20 protein-coding genes are annotated in these 22,362 nt (G+C 43.9%); 7 read left to right on the top strand and 13 right to left on the bottom strand.

What is annotated here, in order from left to right:
• Positions 1-2 precede the first annotated feature (2 nt).
• The 3 genes from AC5JP1_RS12050 to AC5JP1_RS12040 all read right to left on the bottom strand — a co-directional run bounded on the left by AC5JP1_RS12050 (position 3) and on the right by AC5JP1_RS12040 (position 4,590).
• Entirely contained in the window at positions 3-1,133 is a 1,131-nt protein-coding gene (locus AC5JP1_RS12050; protein WP_493844489.1) for an AAA family ATPase, read from the bottom strand.
• Positions 1,134-1,181: 48 nt separating this feature from the next.
• Positions 1,182-1,451, bottom strand: a complete 270-nt coding sequence (locus tag AC5JP1_RS12045; RefSeq protein WP_493844276.1) for a hypothetical protein — start codon at positions 1,449-1,451, stop codon at positions 1,182-1,184.
• A gap of 205 nt (positions 1,452-1,656) precedes the next feature.
• Positions 1,657-4,590, bottom strand: coding sequence for a valine--tRNA ligase (locus AC5JP1_RS12040; protein WP_493844275.1), 2,934 nt, complete (start codon positions 4,588-4,590; stop codon positions 1,657-1,659).
• Positions 4,591-4,902: 312 nt separating this feature from the next.
• On the opposite strand from AC5JP1_RS12040, the gene AC5JP1_RS12035 reads away from it, so the two are divergent.
• Complete coding sequence (locus AC5JP1_RS12035; protein ID WP_493844274.1) at positions 4,903-6,063, top strand: formate/nitrite transporter family protein; 1,161 nt, start codon at positions 4,903-4,905, stop codon at positions 6,061-6,063.
• Positions 6,064-6,223: 160 nt separating this feature from the next.
• Here AC5JP1_RS12035 and AC5JP1_RS12030 read toward each other — a convergent pair whose 3' ends face one another.
• The 6 genes from AC5JP1_RS12030 to AC5JP1_RS12005 form a co-directional block, all read right to left on the bottom strand.
• Positions 6,224-7,147, bottom strand: coding sequence for a bile acid:sodium symporter family protein (locus AC5JP1_RS12030; RefSeq protein ID WP_319050950.1), 924 nt, complete (start codon positions 7,145-7,147; stop codon positions 6,224-6,226).
• 422 nt (positions 7,148-7,569) lie between these two features.
• Positions 7,570-8,067, bottom strand: coding sequence for a YbjQ family protein (locus AC5JP1_RS12025; protein WP_443525608.1), 498 nt, complete (start codon positions 8,065-8,067; stop codon positions 7,570-7,572).
• A 76-nt stretch (positions 8,068-8,143) separates the two neighbouring features.
• Positions 8,144-8,578 (bottom strand): YbjQ family protein, encoded by a 435-nt coding sequence (locus AC5JP1_RS12020; protein WP_493844273.1) that lies wholly within the window; start codon positions 8,576-8,578, stop codon positions 8,144-8,146.
• A 169-nt stretch (positions 8,579-8,747) separates the two neighbouring features.
• Positions 8,748-9,305, bottom strand: coding sequence for a YecA/YgfB family protein (locus AC5JP1_RS12015; RefSeq protein WP_319050953.1), 558 nt, complete (start codon positions 9,303-9,305; stop codon positions 8,748-8,750).
• Positions 9,306-9,569: 264 nt separating this feature from the next.
• The gene (locus AC5JP1_RS12010) at positions 9,570-9,806 is read right to left on the bottom strand and encodes a PA3496 family putative envelope integrity protein (protein WP_057761656.1); all 237 of its coding nucleotides are present in this window, start codon (positions 9,804-9,806) and stop codon (positions 9,570-9,572) included.
• A 175-nt stretch (positions 9,807-9,981) separates the two neighbouring features.
• A complete protein-coding gene (locus AC5JP1_RS12005) occupies positions 9,982-11,412 on the bottom strand; it encodes a hypothetical protein (protein WP_493844272.1) in 1,431 nt (476 codons plus the stop codon).
• A gap of 400 nt (positions 11,413-11,812) precedes the next feature.
• Here AC5JP1_RS12005 and serB point away from each other — a divergent pair, with 400 nt between their 5' ends.
• The 6 genes from serB to hemJ all read left to right on the top strand — a co-directional run bounded on the left by serB (position 11,813) and on the right by hemJ (position 17,740).
• Positions 11,813-13,000, top strand: coding sequence for a phosphoserine phosphatase SerB (gene serB / locus AC5JP1_RS12000; RefSeq protein WP_493844271.1), 1,188 nt, complete (start codon positions 11,813-11,815; stop codon positions 12,998-13,000).
• Between the two features lie 219 nt (positions 13,001-13,219).
• A complete protein-coding gene (locus AC5JP1_RS11995) occupies positions 13,220-14,215 on the top strand; it encodes a DUF368 domain-containing protein (protein WP_493844270.1) in 996 nt (331 codons plus the stop codon).
• Positions 14,216-14,504: 289 nt separating this feature from the next.
• Entirely contained in the window at positions 14,505-14,897 is a 393-nt protein-coding gene (gene aciT, locus AC5JP1_RS11990; protein ID WP_493844269.1) for an AciT family ciprofloxacin tolerance protein, read from the top strand.
• Between the two features lie 189 nt (positions 14,898-15,086).
• On the top strand, positions 15,087-15,593 hold the full coding sequence (locus AC5JP1_RS11985; protein WP_493844268.1) for an SCP2 sterol-binding domain-containing protein: 507 nt from the start codon (positions 15,087-15,089) through the stop codon (positions 15,591-15,593).
• A gap of 286 nt (positions 15,594-15,879) precedes the next feature.
• Positions 15,880-16,986 carry a biotin synthase BioB gene (gene bioB, locus AC5JP1_RS11980; RefSeq protein ID WP_493844267.1) on the top strand — a complete coding sequence of 369 codons (1,107 nt, stop codon included), beginning with the start codon at positions 15,880-15,882 and terminating at the stop codon, positions 16,984-16,986.
• Between the two features lie 319 nt (positions 16,987-17,305).
• A complete protein-coding gene (gene hemJ / locus AC5JP1_RS11975; RefSeq protein ID WP_493844266.1) occupies positions 17,306-17,740 on the top strand; it encodes a protoporphyrinogen oxidase HemJ in 435 nt (144 codons plus the stop codon).
• 230 nt (positions 17,741-17,970) lie between these two features.
• On the opposite strand, the gene AC5JP1_RS11970 is transcribed toward hemJ, so the two are convergent.
• The 4 genes from AC5JP1_RS11970 to AC5JP1_RS11955 form a co-directional block, all read right to left on the bottom strand.
• The gene (locus tag AC5JP1_RS11970; RefSeq protein WP_493844265.1) at positions 17,971-18,741 is read right to left on the bottom strand and encodes a hypothetical protein; all 771 of its coding nucleotides are present in this window, start codon (positions 18,739-18,741) and stop codon (positions 17,971-17,973) included.
• 263 nt (positions 18,742-19,004) lie between these two features.
• Positions 19,005-19,496 (bottom strand): hypothetical protein, encoded by a 492-nt coding sequence (locus AC5JP1_RS11965; protein ID WP_493844264.1) that lies wholly within the window; start codon positions 19,494-19,496, stop codon positions 19,005-19,007.
• Between the two features lie 117 nt (positions 19,497-19,613).
• Positions 19,614-20,330, bottom strand: coding sequence for a ribonuclease PH (gene rph / locus AC5JP1_RS11960; protein ID WP_319050963.1), 717 nt, complete (start codon positions 20,328-20,330; stop codon positions 19,614-19,616).
• Between the two features lie 183 nt (positions 20,331-20,513).
• Positions 20,514-22,313 carry an AMP-binding protein gene (locus tag AC5JP1_RS11955; RefSeq protein WP_493844263.1) on the bottom strand — a complete coding sequence of 600 codons (1,800 nt, stop codon included), beginning with the start codon at positions 22,311-22,313 and terminating at the stop codon, positions 20,514-20,516.
• Between the last annotated feature and the right edge of the window lie 49 nt (positions 22,314-22,362).

Here is a 22,362-nt window from a genome sequence, read left to right as displayed (position 1 = left end):
TCCTACAAGCCAAATTTTCTAATTTCTTCTAAATCTATAACTAGATCCCAGTAGTCGCCAATAATTTGCGGCGAATGTGTGGCAATTATTGCTTTAGCCTTATTCATTTCAGTAATCATTTTTAAGTCATCAAGAAATTGCTCTTGCCATACAACATGTAAAGAAATCTCAGGTTCATCTATTAAAACTATACTATCTTCTTTCGTATTGAAAATAAGTTCGTAAATAAGTACAACTTGATGCTGTTCTCCTGAGGATAGCTGAGATAAATTTAATATATGCTCTTCTTCATAATCAATATTGCTTTCAATCTGTCGAATAAAATAAAAACCTTTTTCTGAATCAATTTTAATCTTCTTGAAATATAATTTAGTATTCAAAATATTAGAAAATAAATTTATTTTTTTATATATATCATCAAATTTCTGTAACTTTAATTTCGTATCATTTAAATATAAATTTAGAACAGATACGTATATATCATCAATATTTTTCGCTGTAATTAAGCTATCAACACTAGTATTTTTTGGAAGAATATCAAATTTCTTTAATTTTTCACGATTTCCTTGGACTTTATTTAGCTCTTCAACAATTTTTTCCTTGCTAACATTTTTATTGCTATTATCCTTAGATAGTAGCCTTTGTGGAAAAGTTGAATCTAAATCCTGAGAAATTACTGAGAAGTCCAGACTAGATTGGAGCAAATGATTCTTTAACTCTTTTGCATAGGTATCAATTGCTTGTACATAAGAGTTGAGATTTTTATGAGGTGACTTATTTATACGTTTTAATAGCCTTTGGTCTTGAATAAAATAGCTCGTGTGACCTGTAGAGAAGTTACCTAGCCATTCAGGTAAGAAGTTTCTAATTGGTTTTGTTAAATCGAGTTCCTTAATTAACTGTTCAAACCCTGATATTTCTCTAGTTTTAATATTTATCCACTCATTGCGTCCTGCTTTACGTAAATTAGATATTTCGGACAAAATGCTTATGAGTTGTCTCTTAAACTTACTCTCACTCAAGATATGTTCATACCCTTCAAAATTAAATCTTAAATTAAACGGCCTGTAATTCTCATCAGCTTCATTATTTTCATTATTTTCATTATTTTCATTATTTTCATTATTTTCAATAATTATGTGATCTTCAAAATAGAAAAATTCTTCGTCTAATGAATTTTTTTAGGTAAATCTCTTTTTTTTATTGACTTCTTCTTTAAAAATATCTTTAGATATTTTAAGAGTGCCAGACTCTGTCTCAAATATAATTTCAGAAAAATCTAGACTAAAATAGTATAGGTAGTCATAAGTAAATAGCGAATGTATTATTTTAAGACATATAGTTTTACCATATCCATTTGGTGCAGTAATAATATTAATTTCATCTTTAAAATCAAGATTATAGTCAAATAATCCAAACAGTTTTTTAATGCTGATACTTTTAATAAACATACTCTATCACCTTCTATATTCCGTCGAGAATATCTTACTGTTGCATTATATTTGATCAAAAAGCACACTCTGAAACACTATAATAATAGCACACAAATATTCAGTTATACTTTAAACGTAAGAAAAAGAACTAACCAGTAGACAATAAAAAACGCCATCACAATTGTGACGGCGTTTTTTATTCATACAGCTATTGTTATAGCAATTACAGGTTCTTTAACTCTTCCATCTGCGCCGTCATCGCCGTCAACTGCCCTTCTAACTCAGCCAGTTTCGCCTTCTCAGCATCGACCACTTCCGCAGGTGCTTTACTGACAAAGCCTTCATTACCGAGCTTACGGGCGATACCATCGGCTTGCTTTTGTAGCTTTTCATGCGCTTTGCCCAGACGTGCTAGCTCAGCCGTAGGATCAATTAGCCCTTTCATCGGTACGAGTACCCGTAGCTGACCGACCATACTTGATGATGACAGTGGCACATCATCGCCTTCTTTTACGATCTCTAGGCTCTCGACTTTGGCAAGCGCTTTGAACTGGTTTTTGATACGTGATAGACGCGCTTCTTCATCATGAGAGACATTTTGTAGGAGCACGGGCAGACGTACCGCATTGCCCAGTTTCATCTCACCACGGATGTTACGGACGCTCGCGATTAGCTCCTGTAGCCACGCCATATCCGCTTCAGTCTGCTCGCTGATTTGGCTGGCATCGGTTTGTGGATAGTCAGCGACCACGATGCTGTCGGTGTTTTTGCGACCCAGTAGCGGCGCGATGGTCTGCCAGATTTGCTCAGTCAGATACGGCATGATTGGATGCGTGAAGCGTAGTGCCGTCTCTAGCACGTGCAGTAGTACATAGCGGATTTGCGCTTTACGCTCGTCTGACACCGAGTCATCATTTAGGCTGGCTTTGGCAAGCTCAACGTACCAATCACAGTACTCATTCCAGATAAACTCATAGATATCTTGGCTGACCATATCGAGACGATACTGGGCAAAATGCTGATGGATATCGGCAACAGTAGAGTTCAGACGACTCACGATCCATTTTTCTGGTAATTCCCAAACGTCAGGGTTTGCCACTTGGTCGATAGGCTTGGCATTGCTGTCACCATCGACACAGTTCATGAGTACAAAACGACTGGCGTTCCAGATTTTATTACAGAAGTTACGATAGCCCTCGACACGCTTTAGATCAAAGTTGATATCGCGACCCGTACTGGCAAGGGATGTAAAGGTAAAGCGCAGCGCATCGGTGCCATACGCTGGGATGCCTTCTGGGAACTCTTTACGCGTTTGCTTCTCAATCTTGGCCGCGTCTTTTGGGTTCATCATATTGCTGGTGCGTTTTTCTACCAGCGCTTCTAGCTCAATACCGTCAATGAGATCAATCGGATCTAAGACATTACCCTTTGATTTTGACATTTTTTGACCATTGCCATCACGTACCAGACCATGCACATAGACGGTCTTAAACGGTACTTGCGGCGTGCCATCTTCATTTTTCACGAAGTGCATGGTCATCATGATCATGCGCGCCACCCAAAAGAAAATAATGTCAAAACCGGTCACCAATACGCTGGTTGGGTGAAAGGTGTCCATCACGCGCGGGTCAGCGTTGACGTCTGCCCAGTCAAGCGTACTAAACGTCCATAGACCCGAGCTGAACCATGTATCGAGTACGTCATCGTCTTGGCGCAGTTTTACATCATCGCTTAGGTTGTATTTAGTACGCACTTCGGCTTCGTCACGAGCGACATAGATCTCACCTGTCGCATCGTCATACCATGCAGGGATACGATGTCCCCACCACAGCTGACGACTGATGCACCAGTCTTGTAGATCGGTCATCCACGCCATATACATGTTTTTGTACTGCGCAGGGACGAACTCAATGCTGCCGTCTTCTACCGCGTCAATCGCAGGCTTGGCAAGTTCTTTCACAGCGACATACCACTGATCGGTCAACCATGGCTCAACAATCGTACCGCCACGCTCAGCACGTGGGGCTTTGAGTGCGTAGTCCTCGATATCTTCTAGCCAGCCCTGCTCGCCTGCTTGCGCTACAAGGAATTTACGCGCGGCAAAACGCTCAAGTCCTGCATACTCGCTTGGCGTGGTCTCTAGCTCTGGCTCACGTGTCTGCAGATCAGGATAAACTTCCATCGCTGGCAAGATATTAGCGCGCTCATCTAAGATATTAATCAATGGCAAGCTATGACGACGACCCAATTCATAATCGTTAAAGTCATGCGCTGGGGTGATTTTGACACAGCCTGTCCCAAAGTCACTCTCGACATAATCATCAGCGACGATAGGCACAACACGACCAGTGATTGGCAAGGTAATGGTTTTGCCGACTAAATGCGCATAACGCTCATCGCTAGGATTGACTGCGACAGCGGTATCACCAAGGAGTGTCTCAGGACGGGTGGTGGCGACGACCAGATAGTTTTTACCATCTTGCGTGGTTAGGTCTGCATCCGTGAAATGATAGCGGAAATGCCACAGGCTACCTTTTTCGTCGTGGTTTTCTACTTCCAGATCAGACAGCGCGGTTTGGAACTTTGGATCCCAGTTGACCAAACGCTTACCACGGTAGATCAAGCCATCGTCAAACAGACGAACGAACACTTCTTTTACCGCGTTAGACAGACCATCATCCATGGTAAAGCGCTCACGCGACCAATCAACCGAGCTACCTAGACGACGAATTTGGCTGGTGATATTTCCGCCCGACTCTTCTTTCCATTCCCATACTTTATCGATGAAATCTGCACGAGTCATATCACGGCGCTTGATACCTTGCGCCTCCAGACGACGCTCAACAACCATCTGGGTGGCGATACCCGCATGATCCGTACCTGGTTGCCACAGCGTATTGTCACCGTCCATGCGGTGATAGCGGGTGAGCGCATCCATGATGGCGTTGTTAAAACCATGTCCCATATGCAGCGAGCCTGTGACATTCGGCGGTGGCAGCGCGATAGAAAACGACTCGGCTTTGTCAAACGTCGGCTGAAAATAGCCACTTTCTTCCCAGCCTTGATACATACCTGCTTCAACTTGTGCAGGATTATAGGCGTTTTCTAGTTGGCTTAGCGCCGCTTGGATAGATTGCGTGAGGGTCTGGTTACTCATAATAGGGTGATCTTATTGTTGGTAATGAATGTGGTCAAACTGAGATAGCACAGAATGCTATAAAAACAGAGAAAATTATCAATAGTGTGATTTTAACGCAGATAGGCATATTTTGTTAGATGGTAAGGCAATTTATAGGACGTGAACCGCATTTATTCCTCAATTAACAACCCCAGTCAGCCAAATGCGCAACAGAATATCTTATCCTCATACGATAAAATATGGATGATAGCTGTATTTGAGCATACTAAAAATTAAAAGTACCAAGCCTGAAACGTACTAAAACACTATATAACCAACAGTGAGCTGACCGTGTCCCAAGATACCGAGCAACCCCCTAACACTCAGAGCAACTTGCCAAACAATGAGCCTCTGCGCACGAGTACCACAAGTCACGTAAATTCAGATGACGATGCGCTGAATGGCAATCACGAAAATAACAGTATGGAGCACAGTCATACCCTACAGCACAGCCACGCTGTAGAAGATAGCCACACCGTAGAAGACAGCTCTGATGTGGACAGTCATCACTCAGATGACCACATAAAAGCCACCGAAGAACTGGACAATGATGATTTGCCAGAAGAAATCAGCGACGAAGACAAAGAGACCATCAAGAAAGTCGCCAGTGATGACAATCTGAGCCAAGCAAAAAGCTACGCCAGTATTTTGGTAGAGCAAGTCATCCATGCCAAAGAAACCTTTCAGCGCTCACTTGGTTCGTTATTTACCAGTGCCTTTACCGCTGGGCTAGAGATTGGTATCAGTTTTTTTGTGATTTTATCCGCGTTTGCACTAATGAATGACGTATTGCCAAGTCGCTATGCGATGGTACTGTCGTCCCTGCTCTATCCGATTGGCTTTATTATCGTAGTGATCGGTCAGTCGTTATTATTTACTGAGCAGACATCTCTACTCAGTCTGCCTGTGCTCAATAAAATCGAACCACTGCATAAATTGCTCAGGCTGTGGGGCATCGTTATCGCTGGTAATATCGTGGGCGGTTGTATATTTGCAGCCCTTATGATCGGTCTGGGGCTACACATGCACTTGTTTACAGATCATGCTATTGACGCCTATGCCGAGCATATTTTGGGGTTTGAGTGGTGGGTTATCTTTGGCAGTGCAGTGCTGGCAGGCTGGATGATGGGCGTCGCCGCATGGCTAGTGACTTCTGCCCGTGACACTCTGAGCCGTATCGTCTTGGTCACCCTCATCACTGGTAGTATTGGGTTCTTGGGATTGCACCATAGTATCGTGGGCAACATCGAGGTATTTTCAGCACTGCTATATGGCAATACCGTCAGCCTTTGGCACTATTTAGTATTTTTAGTCGTGGTACTAGCGGGCAATACGGTGGGCGGCGTGGTATTCGTTGCCGTACTCAAAAACCGTACGTTCTTATTTGAAATCGAAAAGGTCAAAGAGCAAACTGCCGAGGCAAGAGCAAAAATGGACAGACGAAGATTTTAGATTTGAGATGAAAAAAGGTACTACACACAAAAGCCCGCAACGCACTTCCTTATACGAAGCGTGTTGCGGGCTTTTTTTGTTGCGCCATACATTGCTACTTTTTTGCCAAGTACTGTCTCAACTGGCGCAATCATACATTATTACGGTTATCTTAAACACCTTACATTCTACGCGCTGCCAATACGCTGTTTTCTATCTCGGTTTTCTTGGCTTTATTGTGCTGAGCTGTGAATACTCTAACCATGATACCAGCGGTCAAGAACATAATTAGTGTGTAGATAGCTGGCGTCAACGACATCTTATAATTAGCGAGCAGCGTCAATGCCATAAACATCGATAGCGTACTGTTTTGTAGACCGACTTCCATGGTGATTGATCTTCTCTGTTCAGGATTGAGACCAAACCATTTACTCGTATAATACCCAAGTGCCATCGTTGATACGTTTAATATGAGCGACACAGGACCAGTAGCAATTAGGGCCTCTACGATGATGTCTCGTTGCACATAGCTCAAGAAAAGCACCAAGAAGCTCAAAAAGATCACCCCAAAACGGGATACCATAACCTGTGCTCTATCAGCAAAGTTAGGCTTATAGTTTTTGATCAGCATCCCGATACTAACCGGCAAGATAGTCAGTGCAATCAGGCTAATCATGGTCTTGGCGACTGGCAGTTGAAACTCGCTGCCCGCTCCCATGAAGTAGACGAGCGAAAAGCTAAGTACGATAGGAATGGTAAATACAGTAATGACGCTGGCAATAGCGGTCATTGTAACCGACAGTGCGACATCGCCTTTGGCAAGATAAGTGAACAGGTTTGATGTGGTGCCACCAGGACACAGTACCAGCAACATAACCCCAACCGCATACTCAGGCTCTAATGACATAGACGCCGCTAAAGCAAAACCAACCAGTGGTAAAAATATAAGCTGATTGGTGAGACCTATACCGACGGCCTTGGGGTACTTGACGACTCGTTTAAAGTCATTGGTAACTAGGGACAGTCCCATTCCCATCATAATCAAAAAAATACTGATAGGAATAACTTTTGAATTTACAAACGTGACTAACTCCACACCTTCCATAACTACATCCTTGTAGATAGAGCCCTTACACGGGCAAGTTTATGACAACGTTGTGATGCTCAATCAGCCAATCCTGCTGATATCTGGGGTAACAGCCATCGATGTTGTCAGCTCTTTATATAATCTTGATTCACACAACTGTGTGCTTAGAACGACAATTTTTTGATGATACTCATCTTTTACGGTATTAATTCTTTGTGGTACTGGTTTTTTACGGTATTGGTTTTTATAGTACGAGTACTTGTAGTACTGATTCTTGTAGTACTAATTTTTGGCAATAACGATTTTTAGTCCATACGAACCGAAATAATAACGGAACGGCAAAATTCAGTATATCGTTGTAAAAGTGTATGTATTTGATCTTTTTGACTACTCGTCAGTCAACTATCAGTTTATATGTCTGAGACTGAGGTAAAAACGATTTAGACGGGTATCACGTGAGGTGTAGCAGATGTATGGTCAGTACTGATTACCGCTGTACCATAGGCTATGGCTTCTACCATACTGCCCAATTGGTTGACATTAGTCACTTCTAAGCGCAAACCATAGATATGTGTGTAGCCTTTGGCTTTTGCTTGGGTGCGCATACGGACGATCGCCTCACGGCGCGCGCGATCTAATAATGTCTCGTAGGTGGTTAGGTTTTTGCCAAAGACACTCAGTACACGGGCGATAATCATTTTAAAATAGTCTTGCGCGATGACGACACTACCCAGTACCAGCTCACCCTCACTACCAGTCGCCAGCAGGGGACGATAAAAGCGTTCACTTGAGACGGTAATATCACCTAATGCTTGCTCTGCTACTCTTAGCTGCGCCAAATGCTGACGCTCGTGACGCGAGCCAAAAAACCAACCAGCAGCGAAGAGAAAGACAAACGGCCCATAATTGATAAGCACTTGCATCAGTGAGTCATTCATGGCACGTCTCTCATCATAAAAAGCACTACAGCTTTTAGCATTATATAATTAACCAAAATGAATTAATCAAACAAAATTAACCAAAGGGATTGAAACGCGGTAAATCATCGGGCGCGGTTGGGGTTTGAGGATTCGTATGTTGAGCTGAGTGATGGTGGCTATCACTTGGCGGGTTTTGGAATTGTTGCTGCGGTACCGCTTTGACAGCCGTACCATAGACAAACAGCTCTGAGGCACCCTGTGCGATACTAGAAGTTGAAAAACGTAGTCCTACAATTGCATCAGCACCCAGCGCTTCTGCCTTGACTATCATACGATCTATCGCCTCTTGACGTGACTCTTCTAACAGCTCGGTATAAGCCGTCAGCTCACCACCGACGATGTTTTTTAGCCCAGCAAACAAGTCTTTACCGACGTGCTTTGAACGTACTGTGCTGCCGTATACCACATCTAGGCGCTCGGTGATTTGATAATTGGGCAGGTGTTCGAGGTTGGAGAGTTGCACAGCCATAACAAGACCTTATCAGTGACTTATAACGTATCTAAGAAAATGACCAAAACCACATGGGGCAGCTTTAATATAAGTAAAGAGACTATGCTATTATGCTAGTGCGTGCCGCTATATGCCGCTATATGCCGCTAGTAGTACCACACAGTAGCACAGCCTCCCAGAGTAACGACTAGTCATTGGTATGGAACAATAAGAACAGCTCGGTCAAATTACCCTCGATGCTATTGGCCATTTGTACCATCTTATCTTCATCTTTACGCATTTCAGACAGCTCTGGATCTTCATCATCGATGCCGCTTAGTACGATCATTGGCAAGGTCAGTACAGCAACGTCTTCCGCTGTCTCTTCATCTTCGAACCAATCGCTCGCCTCATCGCCATACATCGCATCGACAAAGCCAATCGACCAAGCCACGATATCCGACTCATCTGAAAAATCAACTGCTACCTCTTCGTCACCAGCATCTTCACCAAATGGTAACTCAATTGGCGTCTCGTTTTTTAGCTCAGCCATGATCGAGTCACGCCAGCGTTTGATGCCATCGATGACATTGTCTGGAATCTCACTCACATGCCCTTCAAAAAGCGCGTCCATCCAGTTAGGCAGTGGACGACCGATGACAGTCGCTGTCAAAAAGCCATGCGCCGCCACACTATCGAGCACGAACTGGCTCTCTTGGTTATCCAAATAATCTAGTAATTCATCAAAACTTAGTTGGTTACTCATGGTTTGGTAGTCCTTGAAAGATAGGTGTCATCAACCGCAGCGATTGATCCGTTGTATGCAAGATGGTAGATGGTTTGAAAACAAAGGCTGCTTGAATCACTAAAACCAAGCAGCCTTTATGAAGTACGTATCATCAGATAGAAACGACTGCGAGTAACTGTAAATAACAACAAACAGCGAGTACTCTATATCAACAATTGAATAGTAATGTGACGGTCGATCATTAAAGCACTTTAGTCAGCTTAGACGATCAAAGCCTACAAATTAAAAGTCATCATCGTCCCAGTCATCGCCGTCTTCATCGAAATTATCTATATCATCTAGATCGTCTTTTAATTCTTTAGCCAAACGCTTTTCTTCTAGCAAATTATCGATCAATCGACGCTTCTCAAGACTACTTAAGCGCGTACGTACGCTCGTCTCAGCTTCTTCGACCATCTTTGCATCATCATCGTCGACAAAATCATCATCAAAATCGTCGTCAATATCAGCGTCACTCATGACAAACTCCTATCATTTTTAGGCAAGGGTGTTGAATATACATCAATATATATATGCCTTATAAAGTCTCTGTTGAATGTTGTCAATGCTTTTTCTTAATATGTCACATTTCGGCCTCAGTGCCAAGACCGTGATATAGGTAATATAGCGGACAATTGTAATATAAATAATGCCTTTAAATAGAAGACTCATCATCGTCTTCAATCATCAGCACCGCATTACGAACGTCTGCCAATCGCTGAATCAGTGAGTCATTACCACCATCGAATATTGCACATTCTCGCTCATAAACAGTCGTTGGGCGCATGATGCTATGTACTTGTACATGATTGCTTATCTGTTTGAGACCTGCATTAGGTAATAGTATCAACAGCTGCTCTTTTTTGCCGATACTCTGTAGCAGATGCGTCATTGCTTCTGCTTGCGCCTCATCGCTGACACCTGCTTTTGCTGGTAAGGCAAAACGTGACAGCTCAATGTGCTTATCATGAATAATTTTGTTAAGCATCAAGTACAATTTGGCGAGCATCACACCAGCCAGCGCCACTTTTGCATGGCTATTGTCCGCCTTTAATACCACGCTTGCGCCATCGTCCTCGAAACGTGCCTCATTGGTCGCACTGACGCCAAGCAATAGTGGCTGTTTGAGTAGCTCGGTCACTGCCTGATTGAGCAGTTGCGTACACAGCGCCAGATAAGGTAGGCGCTGAGCTGGTGCTAAACGCTCCAGCATATTGAACTCATCATGAAAGACGATTTGGACTCGTACGCTATCAACGTTTCGTGTCGCAGACAGCTTACCTGTTTGACTGCTGAGCTGAGCGTCGCTCATCCCTGCTGTGTCAACGACACTATCCTCAGTCGTGGCGGTCAGGTCGCTCGCGTCGTCATTGACGCCTTGGTTTTGCTGCGTTCTGAGGTACTCGTTGACTTCGTTATGTACATTGAACGTACGTGTGTTCGTTGTGTCTTCGGTCAGCGCTTGTTCGGGAGCGGCGCTAGATGCTTTACTATTAGTGTCTGTGCGGCGCTCAAGATCACGATTGTAGCCTCGCTGGTCGACCTGATTATATTGCTCGCGGTACAGCTCTTGAATACTGCGACTTAGTGCGCTGATTTGCTCCTTGGTAGGGCGTGCAAGATAACCATAAATTAACCATAACAATAAATGCAGTAGCATTGTGCCGATCACGAACGGCCATTGCATGGTAATGATTTCGCCCTTACTGACATCTTTTAGGGTCAGTGCGACGCTACCAATCACCGCGTCACCGTTGGTTGCGATTTGGCGAATCGTATCCCCTTGTTGCATCGGCGCGTTACCTACTGGCACTAGGATCTCGTCGGTGTTGTCTTTGATAAGTATCCGTGTCACATCTTGCTCGCTGGTATAGCGATTAGCAATAACGCTAAGACTGACTCGGTCTTTGTTTTCTAAAGACAACCTTGCTTCATCAATCAGCTGGGCGACCATCTGCTCGCCTTTTAACGCACGACTTTTGCTCAGCTGTTGGTCGGTACTGATGACCAACAACAGCGTCTGCAAACAAAAACTAACCAGAAGAATAATGGCAAACAACCCTTGCCGCGGCGCTAAATACGTCATGATATGGTAAACTTTTTTGGAGAAAAGAAATTAAAAAACGAGGCTATTGCTCATTTTTTGGCTATTTTTTAGAAAATGTTGATGCGGGCATACTGATGCAACTTCACTGAGGTTTATCAGCACATAGGTTCTGATGTCTTTAGCTTAGCGTTACTACCTATTGCTCAGTTTATCTTGTCTACTATATCACCATAACAAACCTTATAGCGTGAGTCGCTTTATAAATTTATCATAATAATAGCAATGCTATTTTTATCGCGTCTTACACCATAAGATCTGTTTTTGAGCATCATTTCTGTTTTTAAACATCATTGTTACTTTGCGCGTCATCTATAGGCGCTGCTCAGGAAAACTGTTATTATTCCCAATCTTATATGAGCATACAAGGGACAAATGAGCCATGCCAAAAAATACCTCTTATTCGTTACCAAAAGACAGCAAAGCATGGCAGCAAGCCGTCGATTCTATTGCGACATTATTGCCTGATGATACCAATCTGCAAGATTTTGATGCGCTACAATCGCTACCTGTTTTTGCACTTATCGTCGTGCTACCGACTCAAGTGTCAGCAATCGATATTCATCAATACATTCAGTCTTGGGTAGATGAACAGCCAAGCTGGCATTTGGTGACTGTCGCAGAAGATACGGATGCCAGTTTTGTCAATATCACAGTATCTGATACGGAGCCGACGGCGGCAGATGAACAGCGCCTCCCTTTTACCAATGCTCAAGTGTACCGCTATTTGCTAGTACCCGTGACTGACACTCTAATGCATCCCGGCAAAAAGACTGCCGCCGCCCACATCATCGATGATCAGCTGACCACTCGCCTGCGTCATGATTTGTCTGAACAATACAACACTGCTAGTGCAGACAGTGCTGTCGACCTAAATGTTGTCGATTGTCATATTTTGTCTGTCGGTCATATGCTGCGCACCCATAAACTTGCTTGCTTTGACATGGATTCGACTTTGATTGAACAAGAAGTCATCGTAGAACTGGCAAAAACGGCTGGTATTGGTGAAGAAGTCGAAGCCATCACTGAAGCTGCTATGCGCGGTGAGATTGATTTTGATGAGTCATTTGCTCAGCGCGTGGCGCTGCTAAAAGGCACCTCTACTGATGTACTTGATGATATTTGTAGCCGCTTAACATTGTCAGTTGGTGCACGCACTACTATTAGTGCGCTAAAAGCATTGGGCTATCATACAGTGCTGGTCTCAGGTGGTTTCACTTATTTTGCTCGCTATATCGCTGAGCAGCTAGGTATCGATGAAGTCCATGCTAATGCCTTGGACATCGAAGACAATGAAGTGACTGGTCATGTGCAGTTTCCTATTGTTAATGGTGCCAAAAAAGCCGCTATCGTCGAGCATACTGCTGAGCGCTTGGGCATCAAGATGTCACAAGTGGTCTGTATCGGAGATGGTGCCAATGACCTCCCGATGATGGCGCTTGCTGATCTAGGGGTTGCCTACCATGCTAAGTCAATCGTGCAAGCACGTGCAGATGCCGCTATTAATGTAACTGGGCTTGAGGGTACGCTTTATGCACTCGGCTATCCAGCGCTTGCGCCTACTGAGTAATCACTAAACATTCTAGAGCCTCTGCTAAGCTGGATTGATGTTTTTTTCATTGATCCAGCTTTTATGCGTTAGTGCATGCCTTATGAGATGGTTTTACTTAGATGGTTTAATATCTTAGTAGTACCCACCACTTATACTTTTCATTGCTTATTAGTCATTCATGCTTAGATGACACTTACTCTCAAACCATACTCACTTCCAAAAAATAAAGGACTGTTCATGACGGCACCACAATCTCCGCGGCAAAACCAGCCGTCAGCAGCGCAGCCACTTGATACTAGCACTGATGCTGTACGCAACGACAACCCAAAACAGCTTTTGGGGGTTTATCTCAAAGGAATGGCTATGGGAGCCGCTGATATCGTACCTGGTGTTTCTGGTGGCACCATTGCACTGATTGCCGGTATCTATGAGCGCTTGATTAATGCACTTGGTAGCATTGGTCCCAATTTGTGGCAGATATTTCGCCAAGAAGGCGGCATTAAAGGATTCGCTGCGGTTTGGCGCCATGTTGATGCGACATTTTTGTTGTGCTTACTACTTGGTATTGTCACAAGTTTTGCTACGCTAGCTGGTATCATCAAGCATCTACTGGACAACCAACCGCTCCTCATTTGGTCGTTCTTTTTTGGGCTGGTTGTCGCGACCGTATTTATCTTATTGAGTGAAATCAAGCACTGGAACATAGGCCGTGTGGCATTGTTTACTATTGGATTAATCACTGCTGTGGGCGTTAGTAGCCTGCCACTACTCGCAGCTACACCCAGTCTGCCCTATTTATTTTTTGCGGGGGCAATCGCTATTTGTGCCATGATCCTGCCAGGTATATCAGGGTCTTTTATTTTGCTACTACTAGGCGCTTATGATGCGGTACTAGAAGCAGTCGACACGATGAATCTAAGCGTCATCCTAACTGTCGTCGCAGGTATGGCGACTGGATTGTTGTTATTTACTCGCGCATTAAAGTGGTTATTGTCCCGCTACTATCAAGCAACATTGGCACTGCTGACAGGGTTTATCGCAGGCTCTCTAGTAAAAGTCTGGCCGTGGAAAGTAGATGTTTCGGGTGCGCTTAACAGCGAGGCAATCAATAACGTCATGCCATGGCAATATCCTACTGGTCCACACTGGGTCACCACAATTGGTCTTATGCTGATCGGCGCTATTTTGGTGTCCTTACTATCGTGGTGGGGCAATCGTACCAATAGAGTCTAAGTACTTAGCAGACTGTCAATTCTAAAACTGACAATCATATTAGCGAACTTACCAGCTAACAGATGACCTTCCAAGCAAACAAAACCATTTCCGTATCACTCAAAATAAGCGCCAATCCTCACGGCGCTTAGCCTAAAACCTAGCCATCAAATATCTTAAAAACAAACCAAAAAAATCAAACGTCAACGGTTGTCGCAAAGTCGCCTATACCCTCTTTAGCTTTGTCCGACAACCTTTCATAATAGCTTCATTGGAGTTCACCTTATGAATAGCGAGATGAATGATGGTAATGACGGTTTTTTCTTTTATTGGTGTAGAGGCATGGAGTAGCACAGCTTGGCTGGGCTATGGCTTGCTGGTAGGGATGATTGTGGCACTCGCCTTATCATCACAGCGTTGGCTTTTATGGTATCTGTTTGGCGGGATGGCTTATTGGCTGAGCGTTGAGGTTATCCAGAATATCTTGGCAGGTCGCTCGATGTTATCTGCACTGTCGGAATGGCACAGCTATGTCATTGCCATGGGTATCAGCTGGTTGCCTTTGGTAGGTTGGGTGTTGTATCGAGCTTTGCGTTATGACGATCTGAGCCAGTCAGTGAGTCAGCAGCGCGAGCTGGAAGCGGCACGTTATGTTGAGCATACACCTGTTTACGATGATGATTACCATCCACGCTTTCACTAATCCTGTCTTATATATGCCGCTGTCTCATTCATAATACTGACATCGAATGTTACAAGATACTTAACGCACTCTACTTAACTCCTAAAGAGTTCAAAGCATCTGATAGTTTATAATCTAATTATATATTTATCATAAAAACTGGTATAAAGTACGTTTTATTTTTATGCCCCATCCTTTAGGAGTTCCACTATGTTTACTATTCCTGTATTAGATATCAAATCTGACCTATTAGATGCATTGCTGGCAGTCGTTGGCTACCGTCTATCTATGCTAGCTGATAGCGACAACGAAGATGTCAAAGCATTGTTTGCTGATCGCAACGTCACCATTGAGTTTGCCAGTACCGAATCTGATATCGCTCGTTCTTTTAGCTTTGATAACGGACAGTTTAGTCAACAAAGTGGTCATGCAAAAGACGCAGATCTTACTATCACTTTCAAAGACTCTATGACTGGTGTAAAGCTACTAACCAAAGGCAGCTTACCTGCATTTATGACAGCTGTTCAAGAAGGTAATCTGAGCATTGAAGGCGACTATAGCCTAATGATGTGGTTCAATAAGCTGGCTAAACATATCGTGCCAGCCGTACCAGAAGAGTGCAAACCATATCTCCAAAAAGCCAAGCCTTATGCTTATAAAGCACAGCAGCTTGCTGGGCACTGGGTTGGGGTTGCTAAGCATAAATTGGGTAAATAAATAGTCGTGAGTCAGGTCAAATAAGTCAGAGATCGGATATAAAACGGGTCATGTATTAGATAATAGTGATTGGCTAGATGTCTGCTATGGCATTGAGTAAAGTACAAACCCTTACTACTTATATGCGCTACTGTGACATTTATCCCTACTCTCTAGCAGGATTCTGATTTTCCAAAAAGGTTGCGGTATACTATACTGCAACCTTTTTTGTTACCTTATAAATGACAACAGATAACAATATTGATTTTACCTAATGCCACCTCATATTTATAAAAGGACTTACCTTATGGCAGGATTGCTTAGCATCTCTGAACCAAACGCCGATAGCCCAATCGATGATAGCCTAATCAATGATAGTACTTCGACCATATATAGTCGTGACGATATCGCTCAGTTGTTCGATCTTCCATTAATGGATTTGCTGCTACAAGCGCAAACCATTCATAGAGAGCACTTTAAAGCCAATGAAGTACAAATCAGTACGTTACTGTCTATTAAGACGGGTAACTGTCCTGAAGATTGTGGTTATTGCTCGCAATCAGGTCACCACCGCGACACGACCAAGCTACAAGCAGAAAAACGCATAGAAGTAGACAAGGTCATCGCTGCAGCAAAACGCGCTAAAGCAACTGGCTCTTCACGTTTCTGTATGGGTGCGGCTTGGAAGCATCCAAGCGCCAAAGATATGCCTTATGTGGTAGAGCTCGTTAAGGAAGTCAAAGCATTGGGGCTTGAGACCTGTATGACGCTAGGTATGCTCGATACCAATCAAGCAACACAGCTCGCCGATGCAGGACTGGACTATTACAATCATAACTTAGATACTTCGCGTAGCTATTATGAGCAAGTAGTCAGCACACGCAGCTATGACGAGCGCTTGGATACGATAGAAAACGTGCGCAACTCTGGCATAAATGTCTGTAGTGGCAACATCGTTGGAATGGGTGAGAGCCGTGATGACCGTATTGATTGGGTTCACGAGCTACTCAAGATGCCAAAAGCCCCTGAATCTATCCCTGTGAACTTGTTGGTTCCTATTGCTGGGACACCAATTGGTGATAAAGTGTTGGCGGAGGGCCAATTGTCGGTACTTGAGTGGATTCGTACCATTGCTGTGGCGCGTATTTGCTGTCCAACCAGTTACGTGCGTTTGTCTGCTGGTCGTGAGAGTCTATCAGACTCTGAGCAAGCCTTAGCCTTTATGGCAGGTGCCAACTCTTTCTTTTATGGCGACAAGTTACTGACGACCGGAAACGCAAGTCAATCAGGCGACGACAGGCTCATGCGTGAGCTTGGTCTAACCAAGCAGTTTGCCGCCCCAAGAGCACCTAGAGTATTGCCTGTAATGGATGCAATGAACGGTCATCAAACCCAAGTGGTATTGGCAGATTAATGTGGCCATGTGCAGTTGCTATGCATTAACAACATGCATCAGTAACCTGCATCCATAATCTGCATTTGACGTATCAACAGTTAGCCCTAACAGACAGTATATGAAAATAAGCCTAGGGCGTTTCCCTATTTTAAAAATGGAGATAGAAATAAGATAAATCGCAGGCAAACAAGGAAAATGGTACAGACAATATCGAGATATTGACCAGCTATTTGACGCCGTTTGTCAAAGATTTAACCATTTTTAGACCACTTAGTGATAAAAGTTTGAATTAGGAACACGCCCTAGTATCACATGGCTAATAACAAGAGATTAAGTAATGGCAGATTATTTTAACTGGATCAAAGCGGCTCATATTATTTCGATGGTTTGCTGGTTTGCGGCGATCTTCTACTTGCCGCGCCTGTTTGTTTATCATGCAATGAGTGATGACACCATTAGCCAAGAGCGTTTTTCTATTATGGAGCGCAAGCTATATCGCGGTATCATGACCCCATCGATGATAGCGACATGGGTTTTTGGTCTATGGATGTTAGGACTAGGCTGGGATGTCTACAAAACCCAGGGCTGGTTACACGTCAAATTGCTATTAGTAGTGCTGCTGTCAGGCTATCATGGCGCTTGCGGTTTTTATCGTAAGAAGCTGATCAATAATCCACATTATAAAACGCATAAATTCTGGCGTTGGTTCAATGAAGTGCCTGTTTTTGCCTTAGTGATTATCGTGATTTTGGTCGTGGTAAAACCGTTCTAAACACCTGTCAAAACATGCTTGTTAGTCGCGACAAACACGACTGATGAGCTATGATAAAAAAGCGTCCTTCACTATTTAGAGTGAAGGACGCTTTTTTGTTAATCCACTATAACAAACTAAAAATACTAAATAGTGCTCATGGTGTTCTTCTTCTTTACTACTTTTTTCAGCTTTGCTACTAAAACCCGAGTTCATACATTGCTCTTAAATACTGAGCTTAAACGTTGTTCTTAGACACTAGGACGCATGATCTGATACACATTGCTCAAGTCATAAACACGGTAGCGCGCAGGCTCACGGCGGTTTTCGCCAGCGTAGCTGAGTATCAATGCTTGCTTCGCCCGCTCATCGACCCAGCCAACGAAAAGCCCGCTGTGCTCGACACCATTGTAGCCATGATTGATGTAGTAGAGCCAGTCACCCGCCTCAATGTCACTGCTGCTGGCATAAGGGCCTTGCGCATACGTGCCTTTATGGATAGTGTTGCGGGTCACCCCTGCCCGATTAAACACCGCATTCAGATAGTCCCAGCAGCCCCCTTTGATAATCGTCCGCTCGTTGAGCGCCATTTTGCGGGCCGTACTCACCACCTCACGCGCAGCCATACTACTTTGCGTTTCAGCACTACTTAGTAGCGGCAAATACTCGCTATCGACGTTGTCATAATTCCCTGATAAAAACGCGGGCAATACTTGAGGTGCCTGACGCTGCATTCCAGGGTACTGATATGTCGGGCTCATAGAATAGTTATTGTTGTATGTAGGCAATACTTCGGTAGAGCGTCGAGGTAAGCTTGCACGTTGAATGGTAGAGTGTGTACTTACTTTGACAGCAGGGACTACTGGATAGGATGATGTATATCGTGTATGGGTATCAGACTGAACTGACTTTTGAGCGATAAGTGTGCTCATACTATCTGCATGGGCCTGTCCGGTGATACTATAGGTAAATAACAACAAACTGCACGACGCTGCGACTGACGGTATAGGCAAACGCGACATGACTAACTCCTGGTCAAAAAAGTATCAATGACAGTATAAGTAATAGTAGGATTAATGTTTATACGCTTACTTATAAACCATTTAGACAGGCGTCTGCAAGCACTATTCGCTTTGTATGGGCGATAGACGGTACAGATATAATGATGGATGGCACTATTGGGAAGGTGCGCAGAGTGAGATTTAAAATGACACTTGGGTTAGGAGTTTAGATGATACGAGGATAATAGCTATGATTTCGCACCGTATGAGAGTGAGCGATCATATCAGTTACTTTTCATTTTGATATTTACGTGACGTTTGGTCAGCGCCTGCCCTTCTAATATAGCTTTCGTTGCTTTTACTTCTTGAATACTTTCAAAACCTGCAATATGGTATTTACGGACGTCACTATCATCAACAATCTGTAGGGTGTCACCATTTATCATGATTTTGTCATTGTCAGTGAGATGGATATGCTCACGCTTGCCTAGATTGTCATGAACCAACTCACCAGCTCGCACCCACAATGTACCACTGCTGATCACACCGCTCATGGCTTTCTTATGCTGCTGGCGTTTTTTGTTAAACACAAAGCTACCGATGATAAGTAGTGCCAGCGCACCAATCGCCAATCGTTCAGACAGTAGAATCATTGCCATAGCCACCGCGACCGCACCTATCAGTAGCGCAGACCCAAACCAGAACATACCATTGTCAGCAGTACTTGGCTGACCGTGTAAGGTGATTTTGGCGCCATCGTCAGTCAGCTTAAGCATGCATTTTTACCTATTAATAGATACAGGAGATATTTTTTAATAAAAAACTGCCTATCAGAAGCTAACAGGCAGTTATTGAAACCAAAGATAAAGACAACGTACTATATGATAACTGGACTACCAGCCAAGCGCTGTCTGTTGCATCTTAATCAATTCAGCGATGCCTTTTTCTGCCATTGATAGCATAGCGTCTGCTTGTGCACGAGTGAACGGCTTTTCTTCAGCAGTTCCTTGCAGCTCAATAAACTCGCCTTTTTGAGTCATAACCACGTTCAAATCAGTGTCACAACTAGAGTCTTCTTCGTAGTTCAAATCTAGATAAGCTTCGCCATCTTTCATACCGACAGAGACCGCAGCGACCAATCCGATGAGTGGATCTGCTTTGAGTTTTTTGCTCTTCTGGATGGTTTCTAACGCATCAATCAGTGCAATTGCCGCACCAGTGATACTGGCTGTACGAGTACCACCATCTGCCTGTAATACATCACAATCAAGATAAATGGTGTTTTCACCAAGCTTACTCAAATCAATCATGGCACGTAAGCTACGACCGATCAAACGCTGAATCTCTTGGGTACGACCTGACTGCTTACCACGAGCCGCTTCTCGCTGATTACGGGTATTGGTTGCACGTGGCAGCATGCCGTATTCAGCGGTAATCCAGCCTTTGCCTTTACCCTTGAGCCAGCGCGGCACGCCAGATTCGACACTAGCCGTACAGAGTACTTTGGTATCGCCAAAACTGACCAGTACGGACCCTTCAGCATGCTTAGTATAGTGGCGCTCAAAGCTGATAGAGCGAAGTTGGTCAAGTTCACGATTCTCAATACGCATAAAAATTCCTAGTACGATGTTGTAAAAGCAGTGTCATAAAAACGCACTATATAATAGCTAATAAACCAATTAATAGGTGCGTGGCTGACTAAAATCTTAAGATATCCTAACGTGGCAGCTGCGCAATAGCAAGATTTGCACCGGCTATTGCTCCATTCATTAGGGGATAATCGACGTTGAGAGCTATTCTAAGCCTTCCATCTTACGCAATTCTTTACGTAGGATTTTGCCAACGTTCGACTTTGGTAATTCATCAACGAACTGTATGTGACGTGGACGCTTGTAACCAGTCAGCTGTTTTTTGCCGTAATCGAGCAGCTCTTTTTCGGTGACCTCGCCTTTTTTGACCACGAACAGCTTTGGCTCTTCGCCGCGTTCATCATTTGGCACACCGATAGCACCGCACTCCACTACAGCTGGATGCTCGCTCATAGCTTCTTCGATCTCATTTGGATAGACATTAAAGCCAGATACCAAAATCATGTCTTTTTTGCGATCGACAATTTTGATAAAACCTTTTTCATCCATGATACCGATGTCACCTGTTTTCAAGTAGCCACTAGCAGTGAAGGATTCGGCTGTCTCTTGCGGGCGGTTCTGATAGCCAATCATGACCTGTGGACCTTTGACACAGATCTCACCGCGATCCCCCATAGCCACTACATTTTCTTCTTCATCGATTAGCACAACATCAGTACTGGGCGCAGGGATACCGATCTTTCCCGTGAACTCTGCTATAGTCATCGGATTGAAAGCGACGACTGGTGAGGTCTCAGACAAACCATAGCCTTCAACAATCGGCAGACCAGTGATTTTGTGCCACTCTTTGGCGACGCTCGGCAATACAGACATACCGCCGCCGATAGAAGCTTTTAGATTAGAAAAATCTAAGTCGGCAAAACTTTCTTTATGTACCAGACCATTAAATAATGTATTAACAGCAGGAATAAAAGACGGCTTGTATTTCCCCATTTCTTTGATAAGACCATCAAGATCACGCGGGTTAGGAATGAGCAGACCAGCATAACCTTGGTACATGCTGCATATGCCGCACACCATAAAGGAGAATACATGGTATAGCGGTAGCGCCGTCAAGATCACATCTCTGCCATCCACATCATCATCAAATGCGCTATTCATCAATGCGCTGACCTGTAGCATATTGGCGACTAGGTTGCCATGTGACAACATCGCACCTTTAGCCACACCTGTCGTACCACCGGTATACTGTAGCAACGCCACATCATCCAAGTTCAATTCAGGACGCTCATACTTACTGGCAGATACCGCACCTAATGCGTGCTTAAAACTTACGCTATTTGGGATACTATAAGGAGGAATCATTTTTTTGATATGGCGAGCCACAAGATTGACCACGGTCCCTTTTACTGTGCCCAGCATGTCACCAACTTTACAGACGACGACATGCTCAACTTGACCTTTGTCTTCTGCGTCTTGGTAGGTTTTTGCAAAATTTTCAACAATAAACAATGCTTTGGCACCGCTGTCATGCAACTGATGCGACAGCTCGCGACTGGTGTACAGCGGGTTTACATTGACCAGTATCATACCGGCGCGAATAACGCCCAAAGCCACGACTGGATACTGCAAGATATTGGGCATCATGACCCCAACTTTATCGCCCTTGACCAGACCTAACGACTGCAAGTAACTCGCAATCTGGCGACTATATAGATCTAACTGCTTAAAACTAATAGACGCGCCCATGCAGATATAGGCTGTTTTTTGCCCATAACGGCTAAAGTTGCGCTCGAATACATCAAGTAAAGAGGTGTTGTCCTCTGGCATATCGATGGTCGCATCGATGCTATAGCGCTCATACGCGCTCAGCCACGGACTGTCATTGGCGATCGTAGGCATAGTAGGAAATGCGTTATCCTGATAAATATATTCAGATGCACTGCCTGTGCCATTGGTCTCAGCGTTGTTGCCTGTCGTCTCTTTATTGATGTTATCCGTCATAATTTTCCCTAAATGTTACCGTTGAAGACATAGAATATTCTATATAAAA

The sequence above is a fragment of the Psychrobacter sp. H29 genome (genome assembly GCF_059073055.1).
This window is presented reverse-complemented; position numbering and strand designations above follow the sequence as displayed.

Coding starts and splice junctions, on each gene's coding strand:
- AC5JP1_RS12045 (WP_493844276.1), bottom strand. CDS start 1,451: ATGTTTATTAAAAGTATCAGCATTAAAAAACTGTTTGGATTATTTGAC.
- AC5JP1_RS12040 (WP_493844275.1), bottom strand. CDS start 4,590: ATGAGTAACCAGACCCTCACGCAATCTATCCAAGCGGCGCTAAGCCAA.
- AC5JP1_RS12030 (WP_319050950.1), bottom strand. CDS start 7,147: ATGGAAGGTGTGGAGTTAGTCACGTTTGTAAATTCAAAAGTTATTCCT.
- AC5JP1_RS12025 (WP_443525608.1), bottom strand. CDS start 8,067: ATGAATGACTCACTGATGCAAGTGCTTATCAATTATGGGCCGTTTGTC.
- AC5JP1_RS12020 (WP_493844273.1), bottom strand. CDS start 8,578: ATGGCTGTGCAACTCTCCAACCTCGAACACCTGCCCAATTATCAAATC.
- AC5JP1_RS12015 (WP_319050953.1), bottom strand. CDS start 9,305: ATGAGTAACCAACTAAGTTTTGATGAATTACTAGATTATTTGGATAAC.
- AC5JP1_RS12010 (WP_057761656.1), bottom strand. CDS start 9,806: ATGAGTGACGCTGATATTGACGACGATTTTGATGATGATTTTGTCGAC.
- AC5JP1_RS12005 (WP_493844272.1), bottom strand. CDS start 11,412: ATGACGTATTTAGCGCCGCGGCAAGGGTTGTTTGCCATTATTCTTCTG.
- serB (WP_493844271.1), top strand. CDS start 11,813: ATGCCAAAAAATACCTCTTATTCGTTACCAAAAGACAGCAAAGCATGG.
- AC5JP1_RS11995 (WP_493844270.1), top strand. CDS start 13,220: ATGACGGCACCACAATCTCCGCGGCAAAACCAGCCGTCAGCAGCGCAG.
- aciT (WP_493844269.1), top strand. CDS start 14,505: ATGACGGTTTTTTCTTTTATTGGTGTAGAGGCATGGAGTAGCACAGCT.
- AC5JP1_RS11985 (WP_493844268.1), top strand. CDS start 15,087: ATGTTTACTATTCCTGTATTAGATATCAAATCTGACCTATTAGATGCA.
- bioB (WP_493844267.1), top strand. CDS start 15,880: ATGGCAGGATTGCTTAGCATCTCTGAACCAAACGCCGATAGCCCAATC.
- hemJ (WP_493844266.1), top strand. CDS start 17,306: ATGGCAGATTATTTTAACTGGATCAAAGCGGCTCATATTATTTCGATG.
- AC5JP1_RS11970 (WP_493844265.1), bottom strand. CDS start 18,741: ATGTCGCGTTTGCCTATACCGTCAGTCGCAGCGTCGTGCAGTTTGTTG.
- AC5JP1_RS11965 (WP_493844264.1), bottom strand. CDS start 19,496: ATGCTTAAGCTGACTGACGATGGCGCCAAAATCACCTTACACGGTCAG.
- rph (WP_319050963.1), bottom strand. CDS start 20,330: ATGCGTATTGAGAATCGTGAACTTGACCAACTTCGCTCTATCAGCTTT.
- AC5JP1_RS11955 (WP_493844263.1), bottom strand. CDS start 22,313: ATGACGGATAACATCAATAAAGAGACGACAGGCAACAACGCTGAGACC.